The organism is Halobaculum sp. XH14 (assembly GCF_032116555.1).
GTDB classification, from domain to species: domain Archaea; phylum Halobacteriota; class Halobacteria; order Halobacteriales; family Haloferacaceae; genus Halorarum; species Halorarum halobium.
Genome location: NZ_CP134949.1, coordinates 377,335 through 401,245, shown reverse-complemented (window position 1 = coordinate 401,245; position 23,911 = coordinate 377,335). Strand labels below are relative to the sequence as shown.

The 23,911-nt window shown below is 67.6% G+C and carries 26 protein-coding genes; 16 read left to right on the top strand and 10 right to left on the bottom strand.

Annotation, left to right across the window (positions count from 1 at the left end; all coding sequences use genetic code 11):
• Positions 1–32: 32 nt before the first annotated feature.
• The 4 genes from RJT50_RS01995 to RJT50_RS01980 all read right to left on the bottom strand — a co-directional run bounded on the left by RJT50_RS01995 (position 33) and on the right by RJT50_RS01980 (position 4,403).
• On the bottom strand, positions 33–950 hold the full coding sequence (locus RJT50_RS01995; protein ID WP_313693578.1) for a dihydrodipicolinate synthase family protein: 918 nt from the start codon (positions 948–950) through the stop codon (positions 33–35).
• A gap of 89 nt (positions 951–1,039) precedes the next feature.
• A complete protein-coding gene (gene ribB, locus RJT50_RS01990; RefSeq protein ID WP_313693576.1) occupies positions 1,040–1,714 on the bottom strand; it encodes a 3,4-dihydroxy-2-butanone-4-phosphate synthase in 675 nt (224 codons plus the stop codon).
• Complete coding sequence (locus RJT50_RS01985) at positions 1,707–2,387, bottom strand: DUF120 domain-containing protein (RefSeq protein WP_313693575.1); 681 nt, start codon at positions 2,385–2,387, stop codon at positions 1,707–1,709. The genes ribB and RJT50_RS01985 overlap by 8 nt, the downstream gene beginning before the upstream one ends.
• Positions 2,388–3,023: 636 nt before the next feature.
• Complete coding sequence (locus RJT50_RS01980; protein ID WP_313693574.1) at positions 3,024–4,403, bottom strand: LLM class flavin-dependent oxidoreductase; 1,380 nt, start codon at positions 4,401–4,403, stop codon at positions 3,024–3,026.
• Between the two features lie 130 nt (positions 4,404–4,533).
• On the opposite strand from RJT50_RS01980, the gene RJT50_RS01975 reads away from it, so the two are divergent.
• Together RJT50_RS01975 and RJT50_RS01970 are read left to right on the top strand one after the other, a co-directional pair.
• The gene (locus RJT50_RS01975) at positions 4,534–4,881 is read left to right on the top strand and encodes a cupin domain-containing protein (protein ID WP_313693573.1); all 348 of its coding nucleotides are present in this window, start codon (positions 4,534–4,536) and stop codon (positions 4,879–4,881) included.
• Positions 4,878–5,582 carry a DUF2848 family protein gene (locus RJT50_RS01970; RefSeq protein ID WP_313693572.1) on the top strand — a complete coding sequence of 235 codons (705 nt, stop codon included), beginning with the start codon at positions 4,878–4,880 and terminating at the stop codon, positions 5,580–5,582. The genes RJT50_RS01975 and RJT50_RS01970 overlap by 4 nt, the downstream gene beginning before the upstream one ends.
• A gap of 50 nt (positions 5,583–5,632) precedes the next feature.
• On the opposite strand, the gene RJT50_RS01965 is transcribed toward RJT50_RS01970, so the two are convergent.
• The gene (locus RJT50_RS01965) at positions 5,633–6,451 is read right to left on the bottom strand and encodes a carbon-nitrogen family hydrolase (protein WP_313693570.1); all 819 of its coding nucleotides are present in this window, start codon (positions 6,449–6,451) and stop codon (positions 5,633–5,635) included.
• Between the two features lie 90 nt (positions 6,452–6,541).
• Between RJT50_RS01965 and RJT50_RS01960 the strand changes: the two genes are divergently transcribed.
• The 3 genes from RJT50_RS01960 to RJT50_RS01950 all read left to right on the top strand — a co-directional run bounded on the left by RJT50_RS01960 (position 6,542) and on the right by RJT50_RS01950 (position 8,811).
• On the top strand, positions 6,542–7,309 hold the full coding sequence (locus RJT50_RS01960; protein ID WP_313693568.1) for an MBL fold metallo-hydrolase: 768 nt from the start codon (positions 6,542–6,544) through the stop codon (positions 7,307–7,309).
• An 81-nt stretch (positions 7,310–7,390) separates the two neighbouring features.
• A complete protein-coding gene (locus RJT50_RS01955) occupies positions 7,391–8,131 on the top strand; it encodes a polysaccharide deacetylase family protein (RefSeq protein ID WP_313693565.1) in 741 nt (246 codons plus the stop codon).
• A 44-nt stretch (positions 8,132–8,175) separates the two neighbouring features.
• A complete protein-coding gene (locus tag RJT50_RS01950) occupies positions 8,176–8,811 on the top strand; it encodes an MBL fold metallo-hydrolase (protein WP_313693563.1) in 636 nt (211 codons plus the stop codon).
• A gap of 87 nt (positions 8,812–8,898) precedes the next feature.
• Here the strand turns inward: RJT50_RS01950 and RJT50_RS01945 are convergent, their stop codons facing one another.
• The 3 genes from RJT50_RS01945 to RJT50_RS01935 all read right to left on the bottom strand — a co-directional run bounded on the left by RJT50_RS01945 (position 8,899) and on the right by RJT50_RS01935 (position 11,660).
• Complete coding sequence (locus RJT50_RS01945) at positions 8,899–10,041, bottom strand: LLM class flavin-dependent oxidoreductase (protein ID WP_313693560.1); 1,143 nt, start codon at positions 10,039–10,041, stop codon at positions 8,899–8,901.
• A gap of 126 nt (positions 10,042–10,167) precedes the next feature.
• Complete coding sequence (locus RJT50_RS01940) at positions 10,168–10,530, bottom strand: Rieske (2Fe-2S) protein (RefSeq protein ID WP_313693557.1); 363 nt, start codon at positions 10,528–10,530, stop codon at positions 10,168–10,170.
• 2 nt (positions 10,531–10,532) lie between these two features.
• Entirely contained in the window at positions 10,533–11,660 is a 1,128-nt protein-coding gene (locus RJT50_RS01935) for an amidohydrolase family protein (RefSeq protein ID WP_313693555.1), read from the bottom strand.
• A gap of 155 nt (positions 11,661–11,815) precedes the next feature.
• On the opposite strand from RJT50_RS01935, the gene RJT50_RS01930 reads away from it, so the two are divergent.
• The 4 genes from RJT50_RS01930 (at position 11,816) to RJT50_RS01915 (ending at position 14,555) form a co-directional block, all read left to right on the top strand.
• On the top strand, positions 11,816–12,634 hold the full coding sequence (locus RJT50_RS01930) for an alpha/beta fold hydrolase (RefSeq protein ID WP_313693553.1): 819 nt from the start codon (positions 11,816–11,818) through the stop codon (positions 12,632–12,634).
• Between the two features lie 144 nt (positions 12,635–12,778).
• Positions 12,779–13,261: a flavin reductase family protein gene (locus tag RJT50_RS01925; protein ID WP_313693552.1), complete on the top strand. Its 483-nt coding sequence runs from the start codon at positions 12,779–12,781 to the stop codon at positions 13,259–13,261.
• A 49-nt stretch (positions 13,262–13,310) separates the two neighbouring features.
• Positions 13,311–13,715, top strand: coding sequence for a nuclear transport factor 2 family protein (locus RJT50_RS01920; protein ID WP_313693550.1), 405 nt, complete (start codon positions 13,311–13,313; stop codon positions 13,713–13,715).
• A 105-nt stretch (positions 13,716–13,820) separates the two neighbouring features.
• On the top strand, positions 13,821–14,555 hold the full coding sequence (locus RJT50_RS01915) for an SDR family NAD(P)-dependent oxidoreductase (RefSeq protein ID WP_313693548.1): 735 nt from the start codon (positions 13,821–13,823) through the stop codon (positions 14,553–14,555).
• Positions 14,556–14,580: 25 nt separating this feature from the next.
• Here the strand turns inward: RJT50_RS01915 and RJT50_RS01910 are convergent, their stop codons facing one another.
• Positions 14,581–15,783 (bottom strand): MFS transporter, encoded by a 1,203-nt coding sequence (locus RJT50_RS01910; protein WP_313693546.1) that lies wholly within the window; start codon positions 15,781–15,783, stop codon positions 14,581–14,583.
• A gap of 160 nt (positions 15,784–15,943) precedes the next feature.
• Between RJT50_RS01910 and RJT50_RS01905 the strand changes: the two genes are divergently transcribed.
• The 7 genes from RJT50_RS01905 (at position 15,944) to RJT50_RS01875 (ending at position 22,850) form a co-directional block, all read left to right on the top strand.
• Complete coding sequence (locus RJT50_RS01905) at positions 15,944–16,669, top strand: maleate cis-trans isomerase family protein (protein WP_313693544.1); 726 nt, start codon at positions 15,944–15,946, stop codon at positions 16,667–16,669.
• Positions 16,670–17,029: 360 nt separating this feature from the next.
• The gene (locus RJT50_RS01900) at positions 17,030–18,199 is read left to right on the top strand and encodes an ABC transporter substrate-binding protein (protein WP_313693541.1); all 1,170 of its coding nucleotides are present in this window, start codon (positions 17,030–17,032) and stop codon (positions 18,197–18,199) included.
• A 68-nt stretch (positions 18,200–18,267) separates the two neighbouring features.
• Positions 18,268–18,933 (top strand): ABC transporter ATP-binding protein, encoded by a 666-nt coding sequence (locus RJT50_RS01895; RefSeq protein ID WP_313693539.1) that lies wholly within the window; start codon positions 18,268–18,270, stop codon positions 18,931–18,933.
• Position 18,934: 1 nt separating this feature from the next.
• Entirely contained in the window at positions 18,935–19,642 is a 708-nt protein-coding gene (locus tag RJT50_RS01890) for an ABC transporter ATP-binding protein (protein ID WP_313693537.1), read from the top strand.
• 1 nt (position 19,643) lies between these two features.
• Positions 19,644–20,510, top strand: coding sequence for a branched-chain amino acid ABC transporter permease (locus tag RJT50_RS01885; RefSeq protein ID WP_313693536.1), 867 nt, complete (start codon positions 19,644–19,646; stop codon positions 20,508–20,510).
• Positions 20,510–21,472, top strand: coding sequence for a branched-chain amino acid ABC transporter permease (locus tag RJT50_RS01880; RefSeq protein ID WP_313693534.1), 963 nt, complete (start codon positions 20,510–20,512; stop codon positions 21,470–21,472). Before RJT50_RS01885 ends, RJT50_RS01880 begins: the two co-directional genes overlap by 1 nt.
• Positions 21,473–21,635: 163 nt before the next feature.
• Positions 21,636–22,850, top strand: a complete 1,215-nt coding sequence (locus RJT50_RS01875; protein WP_313693532.1) for an MFS transporter — start codon at positions 21,636–21,638, stop codon at positions 22,848–22,850.
• A 54-nt stretch (positions 22,851–22,904) separates the two neighbouring features.
• Here the strand turns inward: RJT50_RS01875 and RJT50_RS01870 are convergent, their stop codons facing one another.
• Positions 22,905–23,789 (bottom strand): dihydrodipicolinate synthase family protein, encoded by an 885-nt coding sequence (locus RJT50_RS01870; RefSeq protein WP_313693530.1) that lies wholly within the window; start codon positions 23,787–23,789, stop codon positions 22,905–22,907.
• Positions 23,790–23,911: the final 122 nt, after the last annotated feature.

The following is a 23,911-nucleotide window of genomic DNA, read 5'->3' as shown; positions in this document are numbered from 1 at the left end:
AACCACCGGACCCGTGCGGGTGCCGGACCGAACTACAGGATGCCGGTCGCTTCCATGCTCTCCCGGATCGACTCGACCTCCTCGTCGTCGATCGGCACCCCGGGACGACGGGGGACGGCCGAGTCGATCCGTCCCTGGAGTTCGAGTGCGACCTTGAGTCGGGTGTGGGACTCGGTCACCGGCGGCTCGTACATCGCGTCGATGAACGGTTCCATCCGGGCGTAGACTCGCCGAGCCGCCGCGATATCGCTCGCTTCGACGGCGGCGTGGAGGTCCCGGACGAGTTCCGGAATGACGGCCGCGAGCTCCAGGATGACCCCCTCGGACCGGATGGAGAACGACGGCAGGAGGTGCTCGTCGTTGGCCACCAGCACCTGCACGTCCTCGTCCGCGTCGCGGATGGCGCGAACGTCCTCCTGGTAGTGGTCGACGTCCCAGACGGCGTCCTTCACCGCGACGACGTTGTCGACCCCGATCAGCTCCGCGAGCAGCGACGGCTCGTAGAACCCGCCGGCCCAGGTGGGATGCTGGAAGATGACGAGCGGGACGTCGACCCCGTCCGAGAGGTCCTCGAAGAACGTCACCGCCGCACGTCGATGCTCGTTGATCGGCGTGTGGGGCGGGATCACGAGGAGGCCGTCCGCGCCCGCCTCCTTCATCCGACCCGCCTGCTCGACGGTTTCGGTCGTCGACCCGCCCACCACGCCCGAGACCACGGGCATGCCGTCCGGGGTGACCTCGCGCGCGATCTCGACGACGCGGAGCTGTTCGTCCCTCGTCAGCGCGTACACTTCGCCGACGTGGCCATTACAGACGATCCCGTTCATCCCCTCGGTCGTGACCAGGTCGCGCAGGTGCGACCGGAGGCCGGACTCGTCGATGCGCTCGCCGTCGTCGGCGAGCGGAACGACGTTCGCGGGGTTGATACCACTCAGGTCAAGGCGACTCATGAAACCTGATTCGATCACCGGTCAATTATATCTTCCTCCGCTCACGGCGCCGAACCGCGACTGGCCGGCGTCACGGGCCGGGCGAGCGATCACCTGAGGGAGTTGACGATCTCTGTCCCTTCGACCTGAACGAGTCCGTGGTCCCAGGCGTACGCCGCCGCGGCCTCCCGCGTGAGCGCCTCCCCGGTGTCGTCGTCGAGCATCTCACAGACGACGGTCGCCGGCGCGCGGTCGGCCTCCAGGGCGAGCCGGATGGAGAGTTCCGTGTGTCCCCGCCGCTCGCTCAACAGCCCGTCCGCAGCACGCAGGAGCGGGACGTGTCCCGGCGCGCGGAACGAGGCGGCGAACTCGGTCCGGTCCGGCTCGGCCGCGGCAGCCCCGAGCGCCGAGATGGTCAGCGCGCGCTCGCCGTCGGGGATCCCCGTCACCGTGTCGCGGTGGTTGACGGGAAGCGAGAACGACGACCGATCGCCGTACGCCAGGTTCCCCGACTCGACGCTGGGGTGATCGAGCGCGTCGGCGAGGAACGGGAGGTCGAACGAGTCCGCGACGTCCGCGGCGAGCGCGACACAGACGAGCCCGCCGGCGTCGTTCCGGAGCCGGGTCACGTCCTCCGGGCCCACGGCCGCGGCCGGATAGACGATGTCGGTTTCGTCCTCCCTGTCGGTTGCGTCGTGGACGAGCACCGGCTCGCCGGACCGGAACGCCTTGACGGCTCGGTCGACGTCGGTCCCTCCCGCCGTCCGGTAGTTGCTCTCAGACATGGATCGTGACCTCGCTCCCGGTGTCGTATGCCGGGTCCGCCCGCAGCCGCATCGGCGCGATCAGTTCGAGTTTGTCGACGTCGTGTGCCGTCCGTTCCGGGACGAGCACGTGGACGAGTTCCCGCGCGCTCCCCTCGTCGGCCCTGATCGACGCCGGGTAACAGGTCGCGGCACCGTAGGTCGTGCCGTCGGCCTCCCACTCGTCGATCGGGATTCCGGGAACGTCCGCCAGTTCCCGCCGGCTCCGCGCGGCGTCCTCGGTCAGGGCGACGTTCAACGTTCCCGGGAACGGGCGATAGCCGAGCCGCGCCTCGAACTGTCGCTCGTACCCCGGGAGCGCCACGAACTCCCCGCCCTTCCCGAGCCCGTCCTCGATCGTGCCCGCGAGTTCGATGCGGTCCTCCCCGGTCGGCCCGTCGAGTTCGCCCCGGCCGCGGTCGGTGATGGTGAGGATCGCCCCCCGTTCGATACGCGTCACCCGGAGGTATCCCTCCGCCGCCATCGCCCGGAGCGCGGACCCGATCTCCGCCGGCGGCCGATCCAGTCGCCCGGCCATCTCCTCCGGGTCGACCCACGTCTCCCGGCACGCCGCCCCACGGTCGGCCAGCAGGCGCAACAGGTCCCGATCGAGTGACGTGGCACTCTCCCGCCGCACGCGATTGTCGTGTCTCATTGGTTGCCAGCGCTGTCGGATCTACACGTTCTCGTTTCTCACTGATAATCTTTTCTCCGCGGACGCAGACGCCGGCCCCGACCGGATCGCGTCGACCCACGGCGATCCGAACCGGGGAGCGCGCGCCGGACGTTCGCTCCCGACTCGAGACGCGCGTTCGGGGACGCGACGGACCATCATCTGTTCGCTATGTCCGGACACGAGTTCGAAAGCCGTAGCGGGCTCGGACCCGGAGTCGAGAGGTCCTGTGACGTGTGTCCAAATACCACGAATACTTTACAGCCGTAGTACTGTAAGTATTGGAGCGTGCAGCGGTCGAAGGGGCCGGGGACACGACGCCGTTGTTCGGGGATTCCGAACGTCGACCCGGCCGGCCGGTCGAGTTCGTCGGTCGGTTGCTCTCCGGGTTCGCTCCCGGCCGGAACGGGTCCAGGCGGCCGATTTGACCCGGTTCAGCGACCCGAAAACCGGCGGGGCCGGCACGAATGAGGGGAGATTCCGGGCCCGGAACGGAAGCTGATCGGGCTCCGTTCGGTCGGTTTTCGCGGCCGGAATGCCGTCGGCTACCGTGTTCGGAGATGGCGTAAAACGTGGATGAACGATCGGGACGGATGGAGGGGCGATCCGGGCGTCGAACTACGGGCTGGGGTACTCGCCTTCGAGGTACGGGACGACCTCTTCGCCGAACACCTCCATCTGGCCGTCGATCTCCTCGCCCGACAGGCCCGCACACTCGAACACGCCGGCCACGTTGAAGTCCTCGTAGCCGCAGTCCTCGCCCAGCCCCACGAGCTGGTCGGCGATCTCCTCGCTGTCCCCGACGATGGCGACCTGTTTCTCCTTCAGGAGCTGCATGTCCGGCGTGAGGTAGTCGTCCTCGGCGAGGTCACGGCGGTCACGGAGCGCGTCGACCTCGTCGTCGTCCATCGAGAGCATCCGTTCGAGGCCGAAGAACGCGTCGAACCACTGCCAGAGGAACTCCTGGCCCATCTTGAACCGCTCGTACTGCTCGTCGGTCCCGTGCTCCGTGTTGAACACCGGACGGTAGATCGCGACGCCCCGGTGCCGCTCCTCGTCCCAGCCGTAGGCGAACGGTTCGCCGTCGTACTCGGGACGGACGTCGGGCCAGCCGGCTTCCTCGGCAGCCTCGTAGTACGTCTCGACGATCGGCGAGATGCGCTTTGCCGGGCCCAGCGTGATGATCGGGTTGACGCCGTTCCGGGCCGCCCACTTCACGGAGCGGGAGGAGTTGATCGGCTGCCAGAGCTGCGGGAACGGTTCCTGGACGGGCTTGGGAAGCACGTTCAGCGTCTTGAGCCGCGAGCGGCCGCCGGTGACGCTCTGCCCGCCGCTCGAGTACTCGTCCTCCTCCTCGATCCACTCGAGCATGTCGTCGACGTCGTAACTCGTGACGTCGTCGGCGAGGTACTGCTTCTCCTGACCGTGGTGCCACTTGGTGTGGGCGGGCGGGATCTGGTGGTACTCCCCGTGATGGGAGAAGAGGTCCTCGGTCCACGCCTGCTTGAGGATCTCGAACTTCTCCTCGAAGGACACGCGGTTCTGCTCCTGGCTCTGGATGGTGCCTCCCCAGTACTGTCCGAACACCTCGTTCTCGCGGGGCTGGTACCCCCGGCCGATGCCGACCTCGACGCGCCCGTCGCTCATCACGTCGAGCAGCGCCGTCTGCTCGGCCAGCCGGACCGGGTCGTGCCAGACGATGATGTTCGAGATCTGCGCCAGTTTGACGTGGTCGGTCTCCCTGGCGACCTGCATCTGTGACATCAGCGGGTTCGTACTGAACTCGAGCCCCATCGGCTGGAAGTGGTGTTCGGTGAAGTACACCCGATCCAGGCCCGCCTTCTCGGCGTTGATCCCGTGTTCGATCTGGTCCCGTGCCACCTCGCGCGCGTCGGCACGTCGCTCGTCGAAGTCCGCGTCGGGAATGATGTGCCCGCTCTCGAGGCGCTTCAGGCCGATGTTGGTACTACCGTTGTGGAACGTACCCACTTCTACCATGTGTACGAACACTTCTAATACAGATGTATAATGGTTTTGATTATTGTACGTCGTCTGTTACGACTGCCGGACTGATCGGCGATCCTGACGGGAACGCATAAATAACGGGGATTCCTCGTTTCGACCGTCGATGCCAACCCCCAGCAAGGAGTTCCACGACCCGACCGCCGAGGCGAACGAGTACGAGTGGGAGCAGGCCGGCGCCTACTCGGACGGGGTCTCCGAGATGATCCTGCACGAAGAACCGGACGGCAGCCACACGCGGTTCCTGAAACTGGAGCCGGGGACCGAGTCCGAGTCGGTCATCACCCACGAGTTCTACGAGGAGGCGTACGTCCTCCACGGCGAACTCATCGACAAGCGGCTGGACGAGTCCTTCACGGCCGGCATGTACGCGTACCGCAAGCCCGGGATGGAACACGGCCCGTATCGGTCACCCAACGGCTGTCTCACGTTCGAGGTCAGATACTACGAATGACCATCTACGGGTGCCTGCTCCACCGGAACGGGGACGAGGAGTCGGTCAGCCTCTCGATCGACCGCCTCGTCAACGCCGGCTGGACGGGGCGGGACCGCGACGCCGTCGACCGGCACGTCGCCGAACTCGAAGCCGAGGGGGTGTCCCCGCCCGATCGAACCCCGATCCTCTACCCGAAGCCCCGCCACTCGCTCTCGACCGGGACGAACATCCAGGTCGCCTCAGGCGAGACGAGCGGCGAGGTGGAGGTCGCCTTCTACGTCGCACACGACAGGGTGTACGTGACGGTCGGCAGCGACCACACGGACCGGGAACTCGAGACGGAGAACGTCGCGCTCTCGAAGCAGGTGTGTCCGAACGTCGTCGGGGACACGTTCTGGCAACTCGCGGAGGTGGCCGACCACTGGGACGAACTCGAACTCAGGAGCTGGACCGGCGATCCGACCGATCCGGACCGGTACCAGACCGGGACGCTGGCGGAGCTCCGTCCCCCCGAGGACCTGTTCTCGTTGCTCGAGGACCGGACGACGCCCCCGCACGACGGGACGCTCCTGTTCTCGGGCAGCGTCGGGACCGACGCCGGCGAACTGCGGACCGAACCGTACTTCGAGGCGGAGCTCCGTGACCCCGTCCTGAACCGGACGCTGTCCGTCGCCTACACCGTCGACGTCATCGACTGGCACACGCCCGAGGGCACCTGACGGGCGCTCGTTCGGACGGGAACGACGCTCGACCCCTTCCTCGCGAACGCTCAGTCGTTCAACTCGCCCTCCCGCGGGTCCCCGACGTCGTACCGGACGTCGATCCGTCGATCAGCCAGCGTCGGGAACTCGGCGCGGGACTCGCCGACCGTCGCCGGGTCGACCCGCGCGTGGATCGTCCCCTCGCGCCCTCCCGCGTTCGCGACCGGCGTCCCCCATGGATCGACGACACAGCTGTGGCCGCCGAGTTCGACCCCCTCGTTCGGACCGACCCCGTTCGCCGCGGCGAGCACGCACTGGTGTTCGAGCGCCCGGGTCCGCGTCAACAGCGACCAGTGGTCGAGCCGCGCAAGCGGCCACGCCGACGTCACGAGCAGGAGGTCGACGCCGCGGTCCGACATCGCCCGGAACAGGGCCGGGAACCTGAGATCGTAGCACGTCGCGAGCCCGACCGTCCCGAACGCCGTCTCGAAGCACACGACCTCGTCCCCGGGAGTGAGCAGTTCGTTCTCGGCGGACTCGTAGCCGAACAGGTGCATCTTCCGGTAGGTCGCCCGCACCTCGCCCGCGTCGTCGACGTAGACGCTCGTGTTGTACAGGTCGTCACCGTCCCGCTCGACGATGCTCCCAGCGTGGATCGGTATCCCCACCTCGGCCGCGAGCGATCGAACCGCGGAAACCGTTTCGCCGTCCAGGGGTTCGGCGTCCGCCTCGTACCGGTCGAACGCGAAGTAGCCGACGTTCCAGATCTCGGGCAGGACGACCAGATCCGCGCCGTCGGCGGCCGCCTCCCGGACCCGTTCCTCGACGTGCTCGCGGTTTCCCGCGACCGTGCCCCGCGGTTCGAACTGCACGAGTGCCAGTTGCATGCGTGGGTGACGGCTCCCCAGAGCAATAATCGTTCGGCCGGCGGGGATCGACCCACACGCTTTACCCGTCCGCGTCCGACCGGGGAGGCGATGACGCGAATAGACGTGCTCCTGCAGGGCATCCCCGGACGGTCGAGTCAGGGCTACCTCGGACAGGCATCGGCGGCGCTGGTGGACGAGTCGACGGTCGTCGACGTCGGCTCGCTGGCGCGGCGACCGCTCCTCACGGACGCGCTCGATGAGGTCGGCGTGGATCCGAACGACGTCGAGGACGTGCTGCTCACGCACGTCCACTTCGATCACTGTGACAACGTGGACCTCTTCGAGAACGCGACGGTTCACGTGTACGAGGAGGAACTGGCACGCGTTCGAAACGGCGAGTACGACTGGGCGACCCCGCGCAACGCCGCGGCGATGCTCGACTCGCTCGGGGTCGAACCGTTCGCGCTCGGCGATACCGTCGGCGGCCTGGAGGCGTTCCCGACGCCCGGCCACACGGAACACCACGTCGGGTTCCTGCTGTCCCAGGGGGACCGCACCTACGGCTTCACCGGCGACGCCGTGAAGAACACGCGCGAGGTGGCCACGGAGAACCCGATGGTGCTCCACGACAAGCGGGAGGCCATCGAGACGATTCGGGACGTGAAATCGCGGGTCGATCTCGTGATCCCCGGCCACGACTCGCCGTTCTACATCGAGGACGGCGCGCCCGTCCCGACCGTCGACGTCGACTTCGGCGTGAACCTCCAGACCTCGCCCGAGGCGGCGGTCACGGCCGACCTGTCGACGTCGCGCTCGACGCTCCGCGAGCTTCCCGAGGACGTGTCCCTCGCGTCGTCCCGGCAGGCGTTTCACTGACCGGGCGGACCGGCGACGGCCGCGCGTTCGTCGGGCCGGGGGAGCGTTTATGACCGGACCGACCCATCGTCCGGGCGAACCATGGAGGAGCTATCGGAGCTACGGCGGCTGGAAACGCGGGCGTTCTTCGGGTTCATCGCCGAGCACGCCGGGTCCGACGCGGAGCTGGACAGGCGCACGTTCCACGCACTCGCCCGCTACACTGACGAGGAGTACCGGACGCTCTCGCGGCTGTTCCTCGACGCCGACGCGCGGGCGAGCGTCGCGTTCCTCGGACGGGACGCCGACGAGCGGGCGGCGATCATCGAGGAACTCGACGACGAGGGCCACGAGATCGTGCTCCACGGGTATCGACACGTCGAGTGCGCGGGGCTCCCGTACGACCTCGCCCACGAGAACCTCGCGCGGGGGCTCGACGCCATCGAGGACGCCGCGGGCGTCCGCCCGGAGGGCTTCTTCGCGCCGTTCAAGGAGGTGAGCGAGGGGACGCTCCGGGCCGCGGACGAACTCGGCCTCACGTGGATCCTCGGCCGGTCAGAAGCCGACGCGCCGGACGGGATCGACCTGTTCGACTCCGTGTTCCCCCACGACACGCGCCTGCTCGGCGGCGACGGAACGCCCGAGGCGGCGTTCGCGGAGCTCACGGACCGTGCCGCCCCTGGCGAGACGTTCCTCTTCCACCCGAACCTCGTCGAGTACCACGGCGCGATGGACGAGTTCGACGCGTGGACGAGGGAGGTCCGGCCGACCGCGGTCGGCCGAGCGGGGCCCGAGGACGTCGGCGTCGTGCTCGACTGCCTGCGCCCGCTCGCGGTCGAATAGCGGCGGGGAAAACTACATTATGCGGCGTAGGGAACTCTCACACCATGACGGGAGTCACGGAGATTCAGGACGGCGTGTACGACGTCACGGCGAAGACGTTCGCGGACGGCCGGCGGTATCGCGTGTTCCTCGTGGACGGGGAGACGCCGACGCTGTTCGACACCGGCTTCGCCGACGGCGCGGACGAAACCGTCGCCCGCATCGAGGAAACCGGGATGACGCCCGAACGGATCGTGCTCACCCACGGCGATCACGACCACGTCGGCGGGCTCGGGACGATCACCGAGGCGTTCGACGCCGACGTCTGGGCCTCGGCACAGACGGATCTGGACGGTCACGAGCCGGATCACGTCTACGACGACGGCGACACGATCGGCGGGTTCGAGGCGCTCCACGTCCCCGGTCACAAGGAGGACAGTTACGCGTTCGTCGACGAGGACCGCGGCGTGATGGTGTCGGGCGACGTCGTGAGCGGGTCGGACCAGCGCGGGATGCCGGCCGGCTACCCCGTCCTCCCGCCGGCGGCGTACAGCACCGACCTCATCGCCCTGGAGGAGGGGCTCGAACGGCTGCTCGACTACTCGTTCGACGTCATCCTCGTCTTCCACGGGAGCTCGATACTCGAGGAGGGGCGCGACCGGCTCGACCGGTTCGTCAACTTCCCCGGCAAGCCGGAGTAGGCCCGCACTGGAGGCGATCTCCCCGCTCCGCGTGCGACGGGTGTGGCTCGAGGACTCCCGTTGCTCGCGGTCCGACTCCCGTCCACGTCAGTTCGTCAGCGACCGCACTTCGGGCATGACGTCGTCGCTGAACCGTTCGAGGTTCCGTCGAACCAGGTCGTCGGGGAGCGTCCCGAACTGGAACAGTCCGATGAACGTGCCGAACCCGCCGATCGCCTCGTACTGGCGCTCGATCTCGCCGACCACGTACTCGGGCGACCCGACGATGATCTCGCCGGTCTCCTGTAGTTCGTCGAAGTCGAAGTTCATCGCCTTCTTCCCCTTCTCGGGCGTGTGGTCCGCATAGGAGAAGGAGTCGTCCTCCCGGTAGGCGGACTCGCCGACCTGCTGGACCGCGCCGGCGCGGTAGAGGCCGGCGAACAGCGTGTCGTAGAAGAACTCGAGGTGTTCTTCCGCCTCCGCCCGTGCCTTCCCCATCGTCTCCGCGACGTAGACCGGACGGCACGGCGAGAAGTACTCCTCCGTGGGCTCCCAGCCGTACTCCTCGCGTGCGACCTGTCGGTAGTAGTCCGCGGAGTCGACGAGGTTCTCCGTCCCGACGTACACCTGCGCCATCGGGACCCGCTTTTTGGCGGCCCACTCGATCGACTTCCGGCTCTCGGCGGGCATCCAGAGCGGCGGGTGGGGGTCCTGCTTGGGTCGCGGCCAGATGTAGACGTCGTCGTACTGCCAGAACTCGCCGTCCCAGTCGAACGGCTCCTCGGCGGTCCAGGCTTCGACGACGAGTTCCCAGGCTTCCTCGAAGCGGCCGCGCGATTCGTCGGGGTCGACGTTGTAGGCGGCGTACTCGGTCGGGATGCCGCGGACGAACCCGCTCGTCATCCGTCCGTCGCTGATGTTGTCGAGCATCGCCATCTCCTCTGCCACCCGGATCGGGTTGCCGCGGATCGGCAGCACGTTGCCCATGACCGCGAGGCCGATCTCGTCGGTCCGGGCCGCCATGTGGGCTGCGACGAGGTTCGGGCCGGGCATCAGGCCGTAGGCGGTGTAGTGGTGCTCGTTGAAGCCGATGGTGTCGAATCCGAGCTCCTCGGAGTACTCGAGCTGGGAGAAGTACGTCTCGTAGAGGTCGCCCCCGATCGCCGGGTCGAACTTGTCCTCGGAGTAGGGCCACGCGATGGCGTCCTCGGTCCGTTGCCACGGCATCAGATGGAAATGGATGATTTCCATACCCCCCTCATAGGCGTTTCCTCATAAAATCCTTCGCAGGGGCCCACCGAACCGATGGGAGGGGTCGATCCGCCGAACCGATGGGATGGGCAGTAGCGGCGCGGGGGCGGGGTCCGGGGGGCCCGCCTAGAGCTCGACGAACACGTCGCCCTCCTCGACCACGACGTCGAAGCACCCGATCTTCGACCCGGACACGGGATGTTCGCCCGTCTCGAGTTCGATCTCCCAGAGGTGCCACGGACAGGAGATGGCCGGCGTCTCGGCGTCGACCCCGCCGCGGGTGTCACTCCAGCACAGCTCACCGTTGATCTTCTTCTCGCCGACCTTGCAGAGCGGGGCGCGCTGGTGTGGACACCGGTTGCTGATGGCGTGGAACTCGCCCTCGACGTTGAACAGGGCGATCTCGATGCCGTCGACCTCGACACCCATCCCCTCGCCGGGGTCGATCTCGTCGGCCGCCGCGACCCGGTGGGAGGTTTCCGACGACATCGTCAGATCCCGAGGAGCCGCTCGGCGTTCCCGTGCAGGATCGCGTCGCGCAGTTCGTCGTCGATCGCCGGGTTGTCGAACGCCCACGTCGCCGGGTCGAGCGTCTGGTGGGGCCAGTCGCTCGAATAGAGGAACGTGTCCGCCGCCATCGACAGTTCGAGCAGGTTCCGCAGCTCCCCGGACCGGTCGGGCGGCGCCATCGGCTGGGTGCAGACGTTGACGTTATCCCGAAGGTACTCGCTCGGGGAGCGGTCCAGGTACCGCTCCCCGGCCTCGAACTTCCGCGGCGTGATCGCGACGTCCTCGGGGTGCATCTCGTAGAACTCGTCCATCCGATAGCGGAGGAACGGGAGCCACCAGTGGCCCCCCTCCTGGATGACGACCTGGACGTCCGGGAACCGGTCGAACACCCCGCTCATGATCATGTTGACCGTCGTCATCTGGGCGTGGACGGGCCAGTCGAACCCCAGTATCTCGGTCCACGTGTACGTGCCGTCGCCGACGGGGGTGTTCTGGGGCCAGAACGAGAGCGACCCGTGGAGGAACAGCGGGAGGTCGTTGGCCTCCAGCGCCTCGAACACGGGATCGAAGTCGGTGGTCCCGAACAGCCGGAACGGACCGAACCAGCCGTACGCGCCCACGATCCCCCGCTCGTCGCCGACGCGTTCGATCTCCTCGACCGCGAACTCGGGGTCCCACTGGGGGAGCATCATGAGACAGTGGAGGTCCTCGGGCACGACGGCGTCGAGGAGCCAGTCGTTGGCCGCCCCCGCGACCGCGTTCTTCAGCACGGGGTGGTGCTGGGTCGGCAGGTTGTTGATCCCGGCGTTGACGACCGGCTCGTCGATCGCGAACGTCCGCGCCGCCTCGCGGACGTCCGCCGGGGTCTGTGCGCGCCCCTGCGTGAACAGCCCCTCGTTGCCCCCCTTGATCGCGTAGGCGGCGTCCCACTTGCCCTTCCGGGGGGTCATCCCGAACTCCGTCGTCAGCTTCTCCCGCACCGTCCCGTCGTCCACGTACTCGAGGAGGACCTCCTCGGCGGGGTTCATGTGGAAGTCGACGTCGACGATGCGCGTCTCGAACGCCTCGGGCGGGACCTCTGCCTCCGGGCCCGACTCCTCTACCGACATGTGTGACCCGTCCGCACGGACGACCATGACGATTTCGGTGCCCCGTGCGTCCGCCGCCCCCGACCCGACGGTCGACGGCGGAGGGCCACCACGTCCGACGGTCGGGAACACTTATGTCGGTCGCTTTCCCAGAACCTACCGGGAATGGTGGTAGCATGAGTCAATCCTACACGAGTCGGTACCTCGACGTCAACGACTTGAAAACACACTACCTCGAAGCGGGCGAGGGCAACGACGAGACGCTCGTCCTGATTCACTCGGGCGAGTTCGGCGCGACCGCGGAGCTCAGTTGGGAGCCAGTCATCGACGACCTGGCGGAGGACTATCACGTCCTCGCGCCCGACCTGCTCGGGTACGGCCGCTCCGAGAAAGTGTTCGACTTCGGGGACCAGTTCGACCGACGGGTGCGCCACGTCGGGGCGTTCCTCGACGCGCTGTACGTCGACGAGGCGCACTTCATCGGCCACTCGATGGGCGCCGGCTACATCGCCAGCCTCGCGTGCGAGGACGACCCGGAGTGGAACATGAACAAGATCGTCCTCGTGAGCGGCGGCGGCGGGGCCCCGCAGGGGTTCGGCGAGATCCTCCACAACTTCGAGGCCACCGAGGAGGACGTCCGCGAGATCCTCTCGCTCCTGTTCTACGAGGAGTGGTACGACCAGGCGTACGTCGACCGGAAACGGGCGGCGAGCAGGATCCCCGGCCACTGGCAGAGCACCGCCGCCATCCGGTTCAACACGCCGTTCGAGGAGGACCGGGAGTTCAGGCGCAGCCACGAGTACGAGCGGGTCGACGTGCCGACGCTCATCTTCGGCGGGCAGGATGACCCCCTGCAGCCGCCCGAGGCGATGACCGAACTCCACGAGATGATCCCGGGCTCGGAACTCGTCCTGCTCGAGGAGACTCACCACAGCGCACACATCGAACACCCCGAGGAGTTCCTCTCGCGGACCAGGGAGTTCCTCGAGTCCTGACCGGGCGGTTCGACGTTTCTCCCTCCCGCTTCGCGTCCGGAGTGCCAACGCCGGATCGTCGGCCGCCGGTCGCCGGCGGCACGGCAGGAGGATCGTCGGCCGCCGGGCACAGTAGTTTAGTAGTAGCGAGCATAGCAACTGCTCATGGTCGAGCAAGATCAGTTCCGACAGGTGATGGGAAACTTCGCGACGGGCGTGACGGTCGTGACGACGACGGTCGACGGGGACGATCACGCGATGACCGTGAACTCGTTCGCCTCGGTGTCGCTCGATCCCCCGCTCGTCCTGTTCAACGCTGACAAGGGAACGACGTCGCACGACCTGATCGCCGAGAGCGAGCGCTACGCGGTGAACGTCCTCTCCGCGGAGCAGGAGTGGCTCTCGAACCGCTTCGCGGGCGAACACAAGGAGATGGACGACCCCTGGGAGGACGTCACGTTCCGTCGGGAGGCGACCGGATCGCCGATCGTCGAGGAGGCGATCTGTTACATGGACTGTACCCTCACGGAGAGCTACGACGGGGGCGACCACACCATCTATCTCGGCCACGTCGAGGAGATGGGCGTCCAGGAGCCCGACGCGGCCCCGCTCACGTTCTTCAGGGGCCAGTACGGCACCATCGAGTAAGCCCCGCGACGAATGATTCTTGTGAGCCGGCCGCTCACGACTACCCGGCATGTCCGAACGCGATAGAAGCCAGCTCGAGCGGATCCACTACGAGTACATCCGGGCGGTCGACGACGGCGAGCCCGAATCGTTGGCGAACCTGTTCGCTCCGAACGGCACGTTCGCCCTCGGGGACCGGTCGTTCGAGGGTCGCGAGGAGATCCGGGAGTTCCTCGAATCCAGCGCGGCGAACAGGCCGGCCGCGTATCAGCACCTCGCCACGAACCCCATCATCACGGTCGAGGGCGACGAGGCGACCGCCCGCTGGTCGTACGTGCTCCTGAAGGCCGACGACCCGGACCACGGGGATGGCGAGTGGGCGATGGGCACACACGACGTCGAGTACGGCAAACACGGGGGCGAGTGGAAGATGGACCGGCTCACGGCCACCCGGACGTACACCGGCGACGTCTAACGACGACCGACGATCGTTGACGGCCGGGTCGTGGGCTGAATCGGCCGCCGGATCGGGGGCTCTCCCCGAGGAAACCCTTATGGGACGGTTCGGTCATCAGTGTCCATGGCGAACCTGAACGGCGAACGGATCGTGGTCACGGGCGCGAGCCGCGGGCTCGGTCGGTCGATGGCGCTGCGACTGTCGGCGGAGGGCGCGAGCGTGGCGCTGGTCGCGCGTGACGGGGACGAACTGACCGCGGTGGCCGCGGACGCCGACGGGGAGACGCTGGTCGCGCCGGCGGACGTGCGGGACGCCGACTCGGTGTCCCGCGCCGTCGAGCGGACGGTCGACGCGTTCGGCGGGATCGACACCCTGGTGAACAACGCCGCGGTGGGCCTGTTGAGCCTCGGGAAGGACGGCAAGCTCCTCGGGGACGTGACCGAGGACGAGTGGGAGCTGGTGCTCGACACGAACCTGACCGGCGTGTTCCGGTTCTCGAAGGCGACGCTGCCACACATGCTCGACGGGGGCTCCGGGAACGTCGTCAACGTCTCCTCGGGGCTGGCGGAGAAACCGGCGCCCAGGTTCGGCCCGTACGCCGCCTCGAAGGCCGGCGTGGAGGCCCTGACGCGGACGATGGCGGCCGAGTACGACGAGGCGGGGATCAACGTCAACAGCCTCGGTCCCGGCGGCCGGGTGAACACGGCGTTCTGGGACCACCTGCCCGACGAGGAGCGGGAGTCGATCCTGCAGCCGGACGTCATGGACGAGGCGGCGGTGCTGCTGGCCGGACAGGGACCTGAGGGCGTGAGCGGGGAATCGCTCGCGGCCCCGGCGTGGGAACGTCGGCTCGGCTGACGAGCGGGCGGATCGCTCCCCCAACTCAGGAGGAGTCCAGTTGCGCCGGGGGCGTTCCCAGCCAGACCGCACAGATGGCGCCGATCGACGCGAGCAGCGTGAGCACGGTGACTCCCGAGTAGGACCCGCTGTACGCGATCAGGGCCGTCCCGACCGGCGGTGCGGCCAGCGCGAACACGCCGAAGGTCACGTTGAACACGCCGATGATCGCCGTGTCCTTCTCGGGGTCGTACCGCCGCATGAGGATCGGGATGTACAGGGTGCCGATGGCTCCGAGCGCGAGGCCGAAGACGCAGACGGACAGGAAGACGAAGACGGCGCTGGGAACCAACAGCAGCGCGCTTCCAAGCGCCGCCAGGCCGAGCGAAGCGAGGAACGTTCGCCGGTAGCCGAACCGATCGGCGACCACGCCGCTCCCGACCCGCGAGAAAACGCTGACCCCGCCGATGAACCCGAACGCGAGCGTCGCCGTCGCCTCCGAGAGACCCCGGGTGACGAACAGATCGACCGCGTAGGCGGCGAGCAGGTAGTACCAGGCGAACGCGAGCCCCATGCCGAGGAACGTCAACTGGAACCCGCGACCGCCCGCCAGCCGGACCAGCCAGCGGGAGAGGTCCGCCAGCGACTCGCCGCCGGGCTCGCTCCAGGGCGGCCGTCGGCAGAACGCGCCGGCGAGGAGGAACGAAACTGCGCTGACCCCGACGACGATGAGGAACCCCCGCCGAACGCCGAACTGCTCGAAGCCGTACCGCCAGGCCGGCGGAAGCACGAGGAGTCCGAGCCCGTTGCCCATGAAGAGGACGCCCGTCGCAAGGCCGCGACGCTCCCGAAACCACTGGGGGACGACTGACGCCAGCACCACGTACACGGTCCCCAGCGCGGTCCCGAGCAGTCCGAAGACGACGAACAGCCCCGCGAGCGAGTCCACGACGTAGAGGGACGGCGCGAGTAACGCGGTCGTACCGCCGGTGACCAGCAGTACGGCGCGGGCCGGGAGCCGCGTCACGAGGACCCCGACCACGCCCGCGCCGGCGTAGAACGCGAACAGTTCGACGGAGAAGACGGTCGAGAGGGTGACGCGCGACACGTCGAACGTCTCGGCGAACGCTCCCAGGAACAGCCCGTACGAGTAGGGCGTTCCGAACGTGAACGTCATCGAGAGCGTCCCCACGAGCACGATCCACCACCCGTGGACGGTTTCCGGGACACGAGCTTCTCCGTCGACCACGAGTGTCGGTTTCGTTCCGAAGCCGAAAGCGTATCGATACGAGCAAGCCAGGGGACGAGCGTCGGTGCGATGAGATCGGTCGGGGGGACGGGAGAGGGGTCGGCGAAACGAGCGATCGGTCGGCAGAACGTATTTGGTCCGCTGTGCGGTATCACGACCCATGACCGGCAAGCACTACGGCTGGCGGGCGCGGATCGGCCTGTTGACCCCGGACATCAACACCGTGAGCGAGGTCGAGTTCAACCGGCACGCGCCCGAGGGCGTGACCGTGCACGCGGCCCGCCTCCCGCTCGATGACCCGGTGGACGCCGCCGCGCTCGAAGGGATGAACCGCGACGTGGACAGGGCGACCGACGCCGTGGCGAAGGTCGACCCGGACGTCGTCGCGTACGGGGTTACCGCCGGGAGCTTCTACCGGGGGAAGGGGTACGACGTCGAACTCGCCGAACGGATCGAGGAGCGCGCCGGCGTCCCGGCGGTGACGACCGCGACGGCGGCCCGGCGGGCCTTCGAGGCGCTGGACCTGGAGTCGCTCGTGATCGCCACGCCGTACATCGACGAACTCAGCGACCTGCTCGTCGCGTACCTCGAGCAACACGGCTACTCCGTCCTCGACGTTCACGGCGAGGACTTCGCGTCCGGGGCGGACTACGGCACCTCGACCCCCCGAAGCGTGTACCGACGCGTCCGCTCCATCGACACTGACGAGGCGGACGGGGTGTTCATCAGCGGCATGGAGTACCACGGGATGCCGGTCGTCGAGACGCTGGAGGCCGACCTGGACAAGCCGGTCGTCTCCGCACACCAGGCCACCCTGTGGGACGCCCTCCGTGCGGCAGGGGTGGGCTCGGAGTCGGTCCAGGCTGGCAGCCTGTTCGACCTGTGAGAGCCGTTCGACGGTTTGGCCGTGGACCCCGCCGCCGTGTCGGAACCGGGCTCGAACGAGCACCGTCTGCTCCACCGGGTACCCGTCGCTCGTGAATGACCGCGACTTCACGCGTGGGGATCAACCCGCGAGTTCCGCGTCGTCGACAGTCGCCGTGTTCGTCCACCACGACGGGGGCACCCGCGTCCGTTGTCCTTCTCCCGTTCACGTGCGCGGGAACGAGAGAACGGCAAGAATCGACGAACGCCGGGTGGAATAAGCCGACCGTCGGTATGAATTAACGGAGCCGCGCGAGATAACTCCTGAGGAACCGAACAGTCAGCGAAAACTATTTGAGCACACCCTATTCATCAATGGTTGATGGTAACACACAGACGGGCGTTTCTGAAACGGACAGGTGCATCGGCGGCGGCACTGACGGGACTCGCCGGCTGCGTCGGCGGCGGCGGCGGCACCGAGTACGAGCGAAAGATCGGGTTCGTGTCGTCGCTGACCGGTTCCCTCTCGACCTTCGGTGAGGGGCTACGTCAGGGCGCGGAAATCGCGCTCGACGACGTGAACAGCGAGGTCGACGACGAGTTCGAGATGGTGTTTGCCGACACCGAAGGGAGCGTCGAGACCGCCAGGAGCGTGGTGCAAGAGCAGATCGAGAACGGCTGCATCGCCCTCACTGGACCCGTTTCCAGCGACGTCGGCGTCGGCCTGCGCGACCTCCTGATGCAGGAGGAAGTGCCGATGGTCGGCCCCGTCATCACGAACCCGGAGGTGACCCAGGACGGGACCGACTACATGTACCGGACGTACGGCAACGGCGAACAGCTCGCGCTGGCCACGCTCGAGTACTACGAGAACGTCGGCGCTAGCAACGTTTCAGCGATCTTCGCCGACTACAGCTACGGCCGGAAGTTCAAGGAGTACTTCGAGATGCACATGGCGGACTTCGGGGTGGAGTTGATCTCCTCCACGTTCGTGCCGCTGGGGACTGACAACTTCAGGCCGACCCTCTCGAACATCGACCCCGACGAGACCGACGCGTTCCTGGGCATCTACCCCGGAAACAACGGCGTCGTCCTCATCGAACAGGCGAAGGACGCCGGACTCATCGACGGCAAGTACCACATCGGCGGTAACCTGTACGGGTCGAACGCGTTCCTCAGCGCGATGGGGAACACCGTGGAGGGCGTCGGCTATCACGGCGTCGACCGCCGAACCGACGCCGCCGCCGACTTCATCTCGAAGAAGCAAGAGCGGTTCGACGAGCGGGCGGAGACGATCGACTTCCTCGGCTACGACGCCGCCTACACGGCGATGCAGGCGGTCGTCCAGGCCGAGGAGCAGACCCCCCAGAGCACGAACACGACGCTGGGCGAGATCGAACTGCCGTCGATCTCGGGTTTCGACATCAACTTCAACGAGAGCGGGGACAACCAGACGTTCCGCTCCTCGCTGCTCCGCTGGGAGATCCAGGACGACAGTCCGGTCGCCGCGGTGGAGTACAAGACATCCGAGCTCCCCCCGAGGGAATCGTAGATCGCCGACCCGCCATGGAAGAAATGTTGCTAGAAGCACAAAACCTTTCGAAACATTTCGGCGGCATCGTGGCGCTCGACGAACTCGATCTCCAGATGGAAGAGGGCGTGATCACGGGGCTGATCGGTGCGAACGGCGCGGGGAAGACAACGTTCTTCAACCTCACCACCGGCGTCCTCAAGCCGACGACCGGGTCGGTCTACTTCAAGGGGGAGGAGGTCACGGGCGAGAAACCTCACGAGATCTGTCGGCGGGGGATCTCGCGGACGTTCCAGTCCCCCCGCCCGTTCACGGAGTTGAGCGTGGAGGAGAACCTCAGAATCGCCCGCCACTTCGGCCCCGCGGACCGGAACGCCGAGACCGCGTTTTCGGTGGAGGATCTCCTGGACCTGTTCGATCTCCGGGAGACTCGCGATCGCTCCCCCGAGAACCTCCAGTTCGTCGAACAGAAGTACCTCGACCTCGCGCGAGCGCTCTTGACCGGCCCGTCGCTGGTGCTCCTCGACGAGATCATGGCGGGGTTGAATCCGAGCGAGAAGGACGAGCTCATCTCGCACATCGTCCAGCTACACGAGGATCACGGGATAGAGTTCCTCGTCATCGAACACGACCTCTCCGTCATCAGGCGGATCTGTGACAAGATCGTCGTCATCGACAACGGACGCTTCCTCGCGTCGGGCAAGCCCGACAAGATTATGAACGACAGCAGGGTGCAGGAGGCGTACATCGCCTAGCATGCTCCACACTTCAGCCGTCGACGCCGGATACGGCGACATGGAAGTTCTCTACGACGTCTCGCTCGACGTGAGCGAGGGGGAACTGCTCTCCATCATCGGCCCGAACGGTGCCGGCAAAACGACCATCATGCGAACGCTCATGGGAATCATCAGTCCGACGAGTGGCAGCGTCACGTTTCGAGATCGGGACATCACGACCGTCTCGACGCCCGACCGCGTCGAGATGGGAATGTCGCTGGTCCCCGAGGGACGACACCTCTTCCGAGACATGAGCGTGCGAGAGAACCTCATCCTCGGACAGTACCTCAACCGGGACGCCGACAAGCAGGAGCTCCTCGACCGCGTCTATGCGACGTTCCCTCGGCTCGAAGAGCGCAAGGGACAGCGGGCGGATACGCTCAGCGGCGGCGAGGCACAGATGCTCACCATCGGCCGGGGGCTGATGTCCGAACCGGACCTGCTCTTGCTGGACGAGCCGTCCGTCGGCCTCGCGCCGAATCTCGTCACCGAACTGTTCGAGCGCATCGAACGCATCAACGAGGATGGCGTGACCATCGTGATGGTCGAACAGAACGTGAACGAGGCCCTGGAGGTCGCGGATCGCGGTGCTCTCCTCGAGAACGGCCGGATCACGATGACCGGTGACGCGACCGAGTTCCTGGACGACGACCGGATCGTCGAGCGATACCTCGGAGGGGGGGCCTGAGATGGTGCTCGAACAGATCCCGTACGCGATCGCCACAGGGCTCATCTTCGGGTTCCTGCTCGCGCTGACGGCAGTCGGGCTGACGCTCATCTTCGGCGTCCTCGACATCCCCAACTTCGCGCAGGGGGAGTTCGCCGCCTTCGGCGGCTTCGGCGTCATCGCGCTGATGGGCTTTGGCATCGGTCTCGTCCCGGCCATCGCCATCGCGCTCGTGTTGACGTTCGTCGCCGGCGTCGCCGTCGAGCGACTCATCATGGCTCCGCTGTACGACGACGACGAGTTCTTCCTGCTCTCGTTCTTCGCCTCGTTCGGCATCGTCATCGCCTTCGAGGAGCTGTTGCGCTACTACTTCGGCGCGTCGTTGTTCCGGGTCTCCTTCCCGAACCTCGGGAGTTTCCAGCTGTTCGGCGGGACGATCACGTACAACCAGGTCCTCGTCTCGGTCGTCGCGGTGTTGATGCTCGCGGCGCTGTACCTGTTCACCCGGTACACGTACTTCGGGCTCGCGATCCGCGCGCTCGCGAACGACAAGGAAGGTGCCAAGATCATCGGCGTCGACGAGGACCGCGTCTACCCGATCACGTTCGGGATCGGATCGTTCATCACGGGGATGACGGGGGTGCTCTACGGTATCCTCTTCCCGCTCTCGCCGTCCATCGGCGTCGAACTCACGGCGTTCGCGTTCGTCATCGTCGTGGTCGGCGGCATCGGCAGCTTCGGCGGGACCATCGCCGCCAGCCTCCTCATCGGCGTCATCGACAGCATCTCGTCGGTCGTGGTCGGCAGCCGGTACCGCATCTTCGTCGTCTTCCTCATTCTGTTCCTCATCCTCATCGCCCGTCCCACGGGCCTGCGAGGTGATTCCTGATGGCGAGCGAGACGGTGAGCGGGCCGAAGGCGTTCCTCGAGAACCACTGGCGCAAGCTGGTTGGCGTAGCAGCCGTCGCGCTGTTCGCGCTCCCGTTCGTATTCAGCGGGTCGAGGCTGTACCTGTTTACGCTCTCGTTCATCTACGCGATCCTGGCGTTCGCGGCGATTGCCCCGATCGGGTACTCCGGTCAGCTCATCCTCTCGCAGGGGGCATTCTTCGGCGTCGGAGCATACACGTTCATCAAAGTCGCCAACGCCGGCGTCCCGACGTGGCTCGCGATCCCGGCAGCGATCGTCGTCACGACCGCCGTCGCCTACGCGCTCGGGAAGCCGGCGACGCGCGCGACCGGCATCTATCTGGGGATCATCACGCTCGCGTTCAACGAGATGTTCGTCCTCGCGCTCGACCTCTTCCCCGGGTTCTTCGGCGGAAGCATCGGGATGCCGAGTCCTGACCTCTACTTCCCGGACGCGCTGACGGCGGTCGTCTCCATCGACGTGCTGTACTTCTACGTCGCGCTGGTGGCGTTCGTCGGCTCCTACCTCGTCATCAGGCGACTGGTCGAGTCCGAACACGGCTGGGCGCTCCTGGCGCTCCACGAGGAGACCATCGTCGCCGAGTCGGTCGGCATCGACACCCAGCGGTACCGGCTGCTCGCGTTCTCGCTGTCGGGGGCGATCTGCGGGCTCGCCGGCGGCATCTACGCCCCCATCACCGGCTACATCACCCCGACGTTGTTCAACCTCGACGCGACGATCGAGATCATCCTCGCCGCCGTCGCAGGTGGGATCACCACCGTCGGCGGGGCCATCATCGGCGGGATGTTCGTCGTGTTCGTTCCGGAGGTGCTTCGCTTCCTCAGCGAGGTCCGGTTCATCGTGTACGGCGTGATCCTCATCGTCCTGCTGATCTTCGTCCCGGAGGGGATCGGCGGGTGGATCAAGGAGCGGTTCGAGTGACTCGCCCACGGGGCGGCCGCCCCCTCACCTCCCGGTGCTAACTGCGGCCGCTCCCCGCTGTTCGCGCTCGTGATCAGTCGCTTCAGGTCGACACGTACATGCGGGATGCCGCGTCAGGAGAGCGTGTGAACCGACCACGGGGGAGGACCCGGGAGGGTGACGGATGAGCACGTTCGACGGGACGCGGGCCCTCAGGTGGCTTTTCGGCGCCGACGGCGACGTCGCGGGGGACCGGATCACGCAGGTGATGGTCGTCTCGGCGGCGGTCGTCGTGACCGGCGAGTACCTCGTCAGCCCGTTGCTGGTCGACCTCGCCGTGCTCTACGGCGTTTCGGAGGCCGAGGTGGGCCGGTTCATGGTCGCGATCCTGCTCCCCCAGATCCTGCTCGTCCCGGTGCTGGGGATGGTGGCCGATCGGCTCGGTCGACGGACGGTCCTCGTCCCCGGCCTCGTACTGTTCTCGGTGACCGGCGGCGCGCTCGCGCTCACCCGGTCGTTCGAGGTCGCGCTCGCGCTCCGGCTCCTCCAGGGCGTCGGGTTCGCGGCCGTGATGCCGCTGACGATGACCGTCTTCGGCGACGTGTACGACGGGAGCCGGGAGGCGACCGCCCAGGGGGTTCGCAACGGCGGCCTGGGCGTCGTCAACGTGGTCTCCCCGGCGATCGCCGGGCTCCTCTTTCTGTCCTCCTGGCGGTACCCGTTCCTCCTGTTCCTGCTCGGCCTGCCGGTCGCGCTGTGGGCCTGGGTCGCGATGCCCGACGTCCGCCCCGAGCGGCGGTCGACGGTCCGCGAGTACGTCACACAGCTCCTGGGACTGCTCGGACGGCCGACGATGGCGCTCGTGCTGCTGTCGACGGTGTTCCGGTTCGCGCTCCTGTTCGGCGTCGTCACCTACGTCTCCGCGCTGGCGGTCGGCGAGCTCGGGCTGGCGGTGTCGCTCGTCGGCGTCGTCGTCTCGCTCAAGGGAGTGTTCGCGCTCGTCGGCTCCACCCAGGTCGGGCGGCTCGTCGCCCGTGTCGACGCCGCGCTCGTCGCCGCCGTCTCGTTCGCGGTCGCCGGCGTCGGCGTGGCAGCGATGGGCACCTCGCCGTCGCTCACGACCCTGGTCGCGGGGCTCGTCGTCTACGGCGTCGGCGACGGCTTCCTGGGCCCGCTCCAGAAGACGCTGGTGAACGCGCACGCCCCGGACCACCTCCGGGCCGGCGCGATGTCGAGCGCCAGCACGACGATGAACGTCGGGAAGCTACTCGGTCCCGTGGCCGTGGCGGCGCTCCTTCCGGTGGTCGGCACCCCGAGCGCGTTCGTCGCGCTCGGGGCCGTCGTGGGCGTGGTCGGGGCGGGTTCGATGGTCGCGCTCCGATGGCTCGTCTCCCGGTGACCGGCGGGGAGCAACCGCAGTGGGCGCCGTGTGGCTGGGAGCCCGGGTCACGGCTCAGTCGTACCGCGGAACGTCGACGCGGTCCATCCACGCCTCGAGGTCGTCGTGTGCCTCTGCCGGCAGCCGGTCGTAGGGCCAGCGCGGTGGCCCGACCGACACCCCGGCGCGTTCGGCGGCCGCCTTCACCGTCGGGGTGAGGCCGTTCGCCGCGTCCGGCGGGAACGTGCCGAACGTGCGCTGGGCCTCGGCGGCTGCCTCGAGGTCTCCGGCCTCGTAGGCCTCGTGAACCGCCATCGCGGGCACGGTCGCCGGCGGGGGAATGATGGCGCCGCCGCCGCCGGCCTGGAGCGTCGGGAGCAGCACGTCCATCGTGGTGAACACGTCAGCGTGGCCCGCGTGCCGGACCCGTTCGAGCAGCCACCCGATCTTCAGCCAGTCGCGCGAACTCTCCTTCACGGCGGTGACGCCGTCGAGCGCGGCGACCGCGGCCATCGTCTCACGCGACATGTCGGCGGTCACCGTCGGGTTGTTGTACGCGACCACCGGCAGGTCGCTCTCGGAGGCGACGAACTCGAAGTAGCGCACGATCGCGTCGCCGCTCGGCGGGAGCCCCCAGGGCGGCATCGCGACGACCGCGTCGGCCCCCTCCCGCGCGGCGTGCTCGAGGAGCGCCGCGGTCCCCGGTTTCGAGGGGAACGAGACGCCGGCGACGACCGGCACGGCGCCGTCGACCGCCTCGACCGTCGCGGCGATCACCTCGCGTCGCTCCTCGAGCGACATCGTGGACGTCTCCTGCACGCCGGTCCCGGCCGCCACTACCGCGTGACAGCCGCACTCGAGCGTGAACTCGACGCTTCGGTCGACGCGGTCGGGCCGGATCTCGCCCTCCTCGACCGGCGTGATCACGGGCGCGACGACGCCGCTGATCGCTGAATCCATCGTGCTGGAGCGTCTCCGCGTCGAATCTTAACGCTTTCGTCGGGTCGGGTGCGGGGAGGCGGGTGTGGGGATCGGAGACTGGGGTCCGCGCCGTGCCCGACAGAACAGTTATTCGGGCGGAA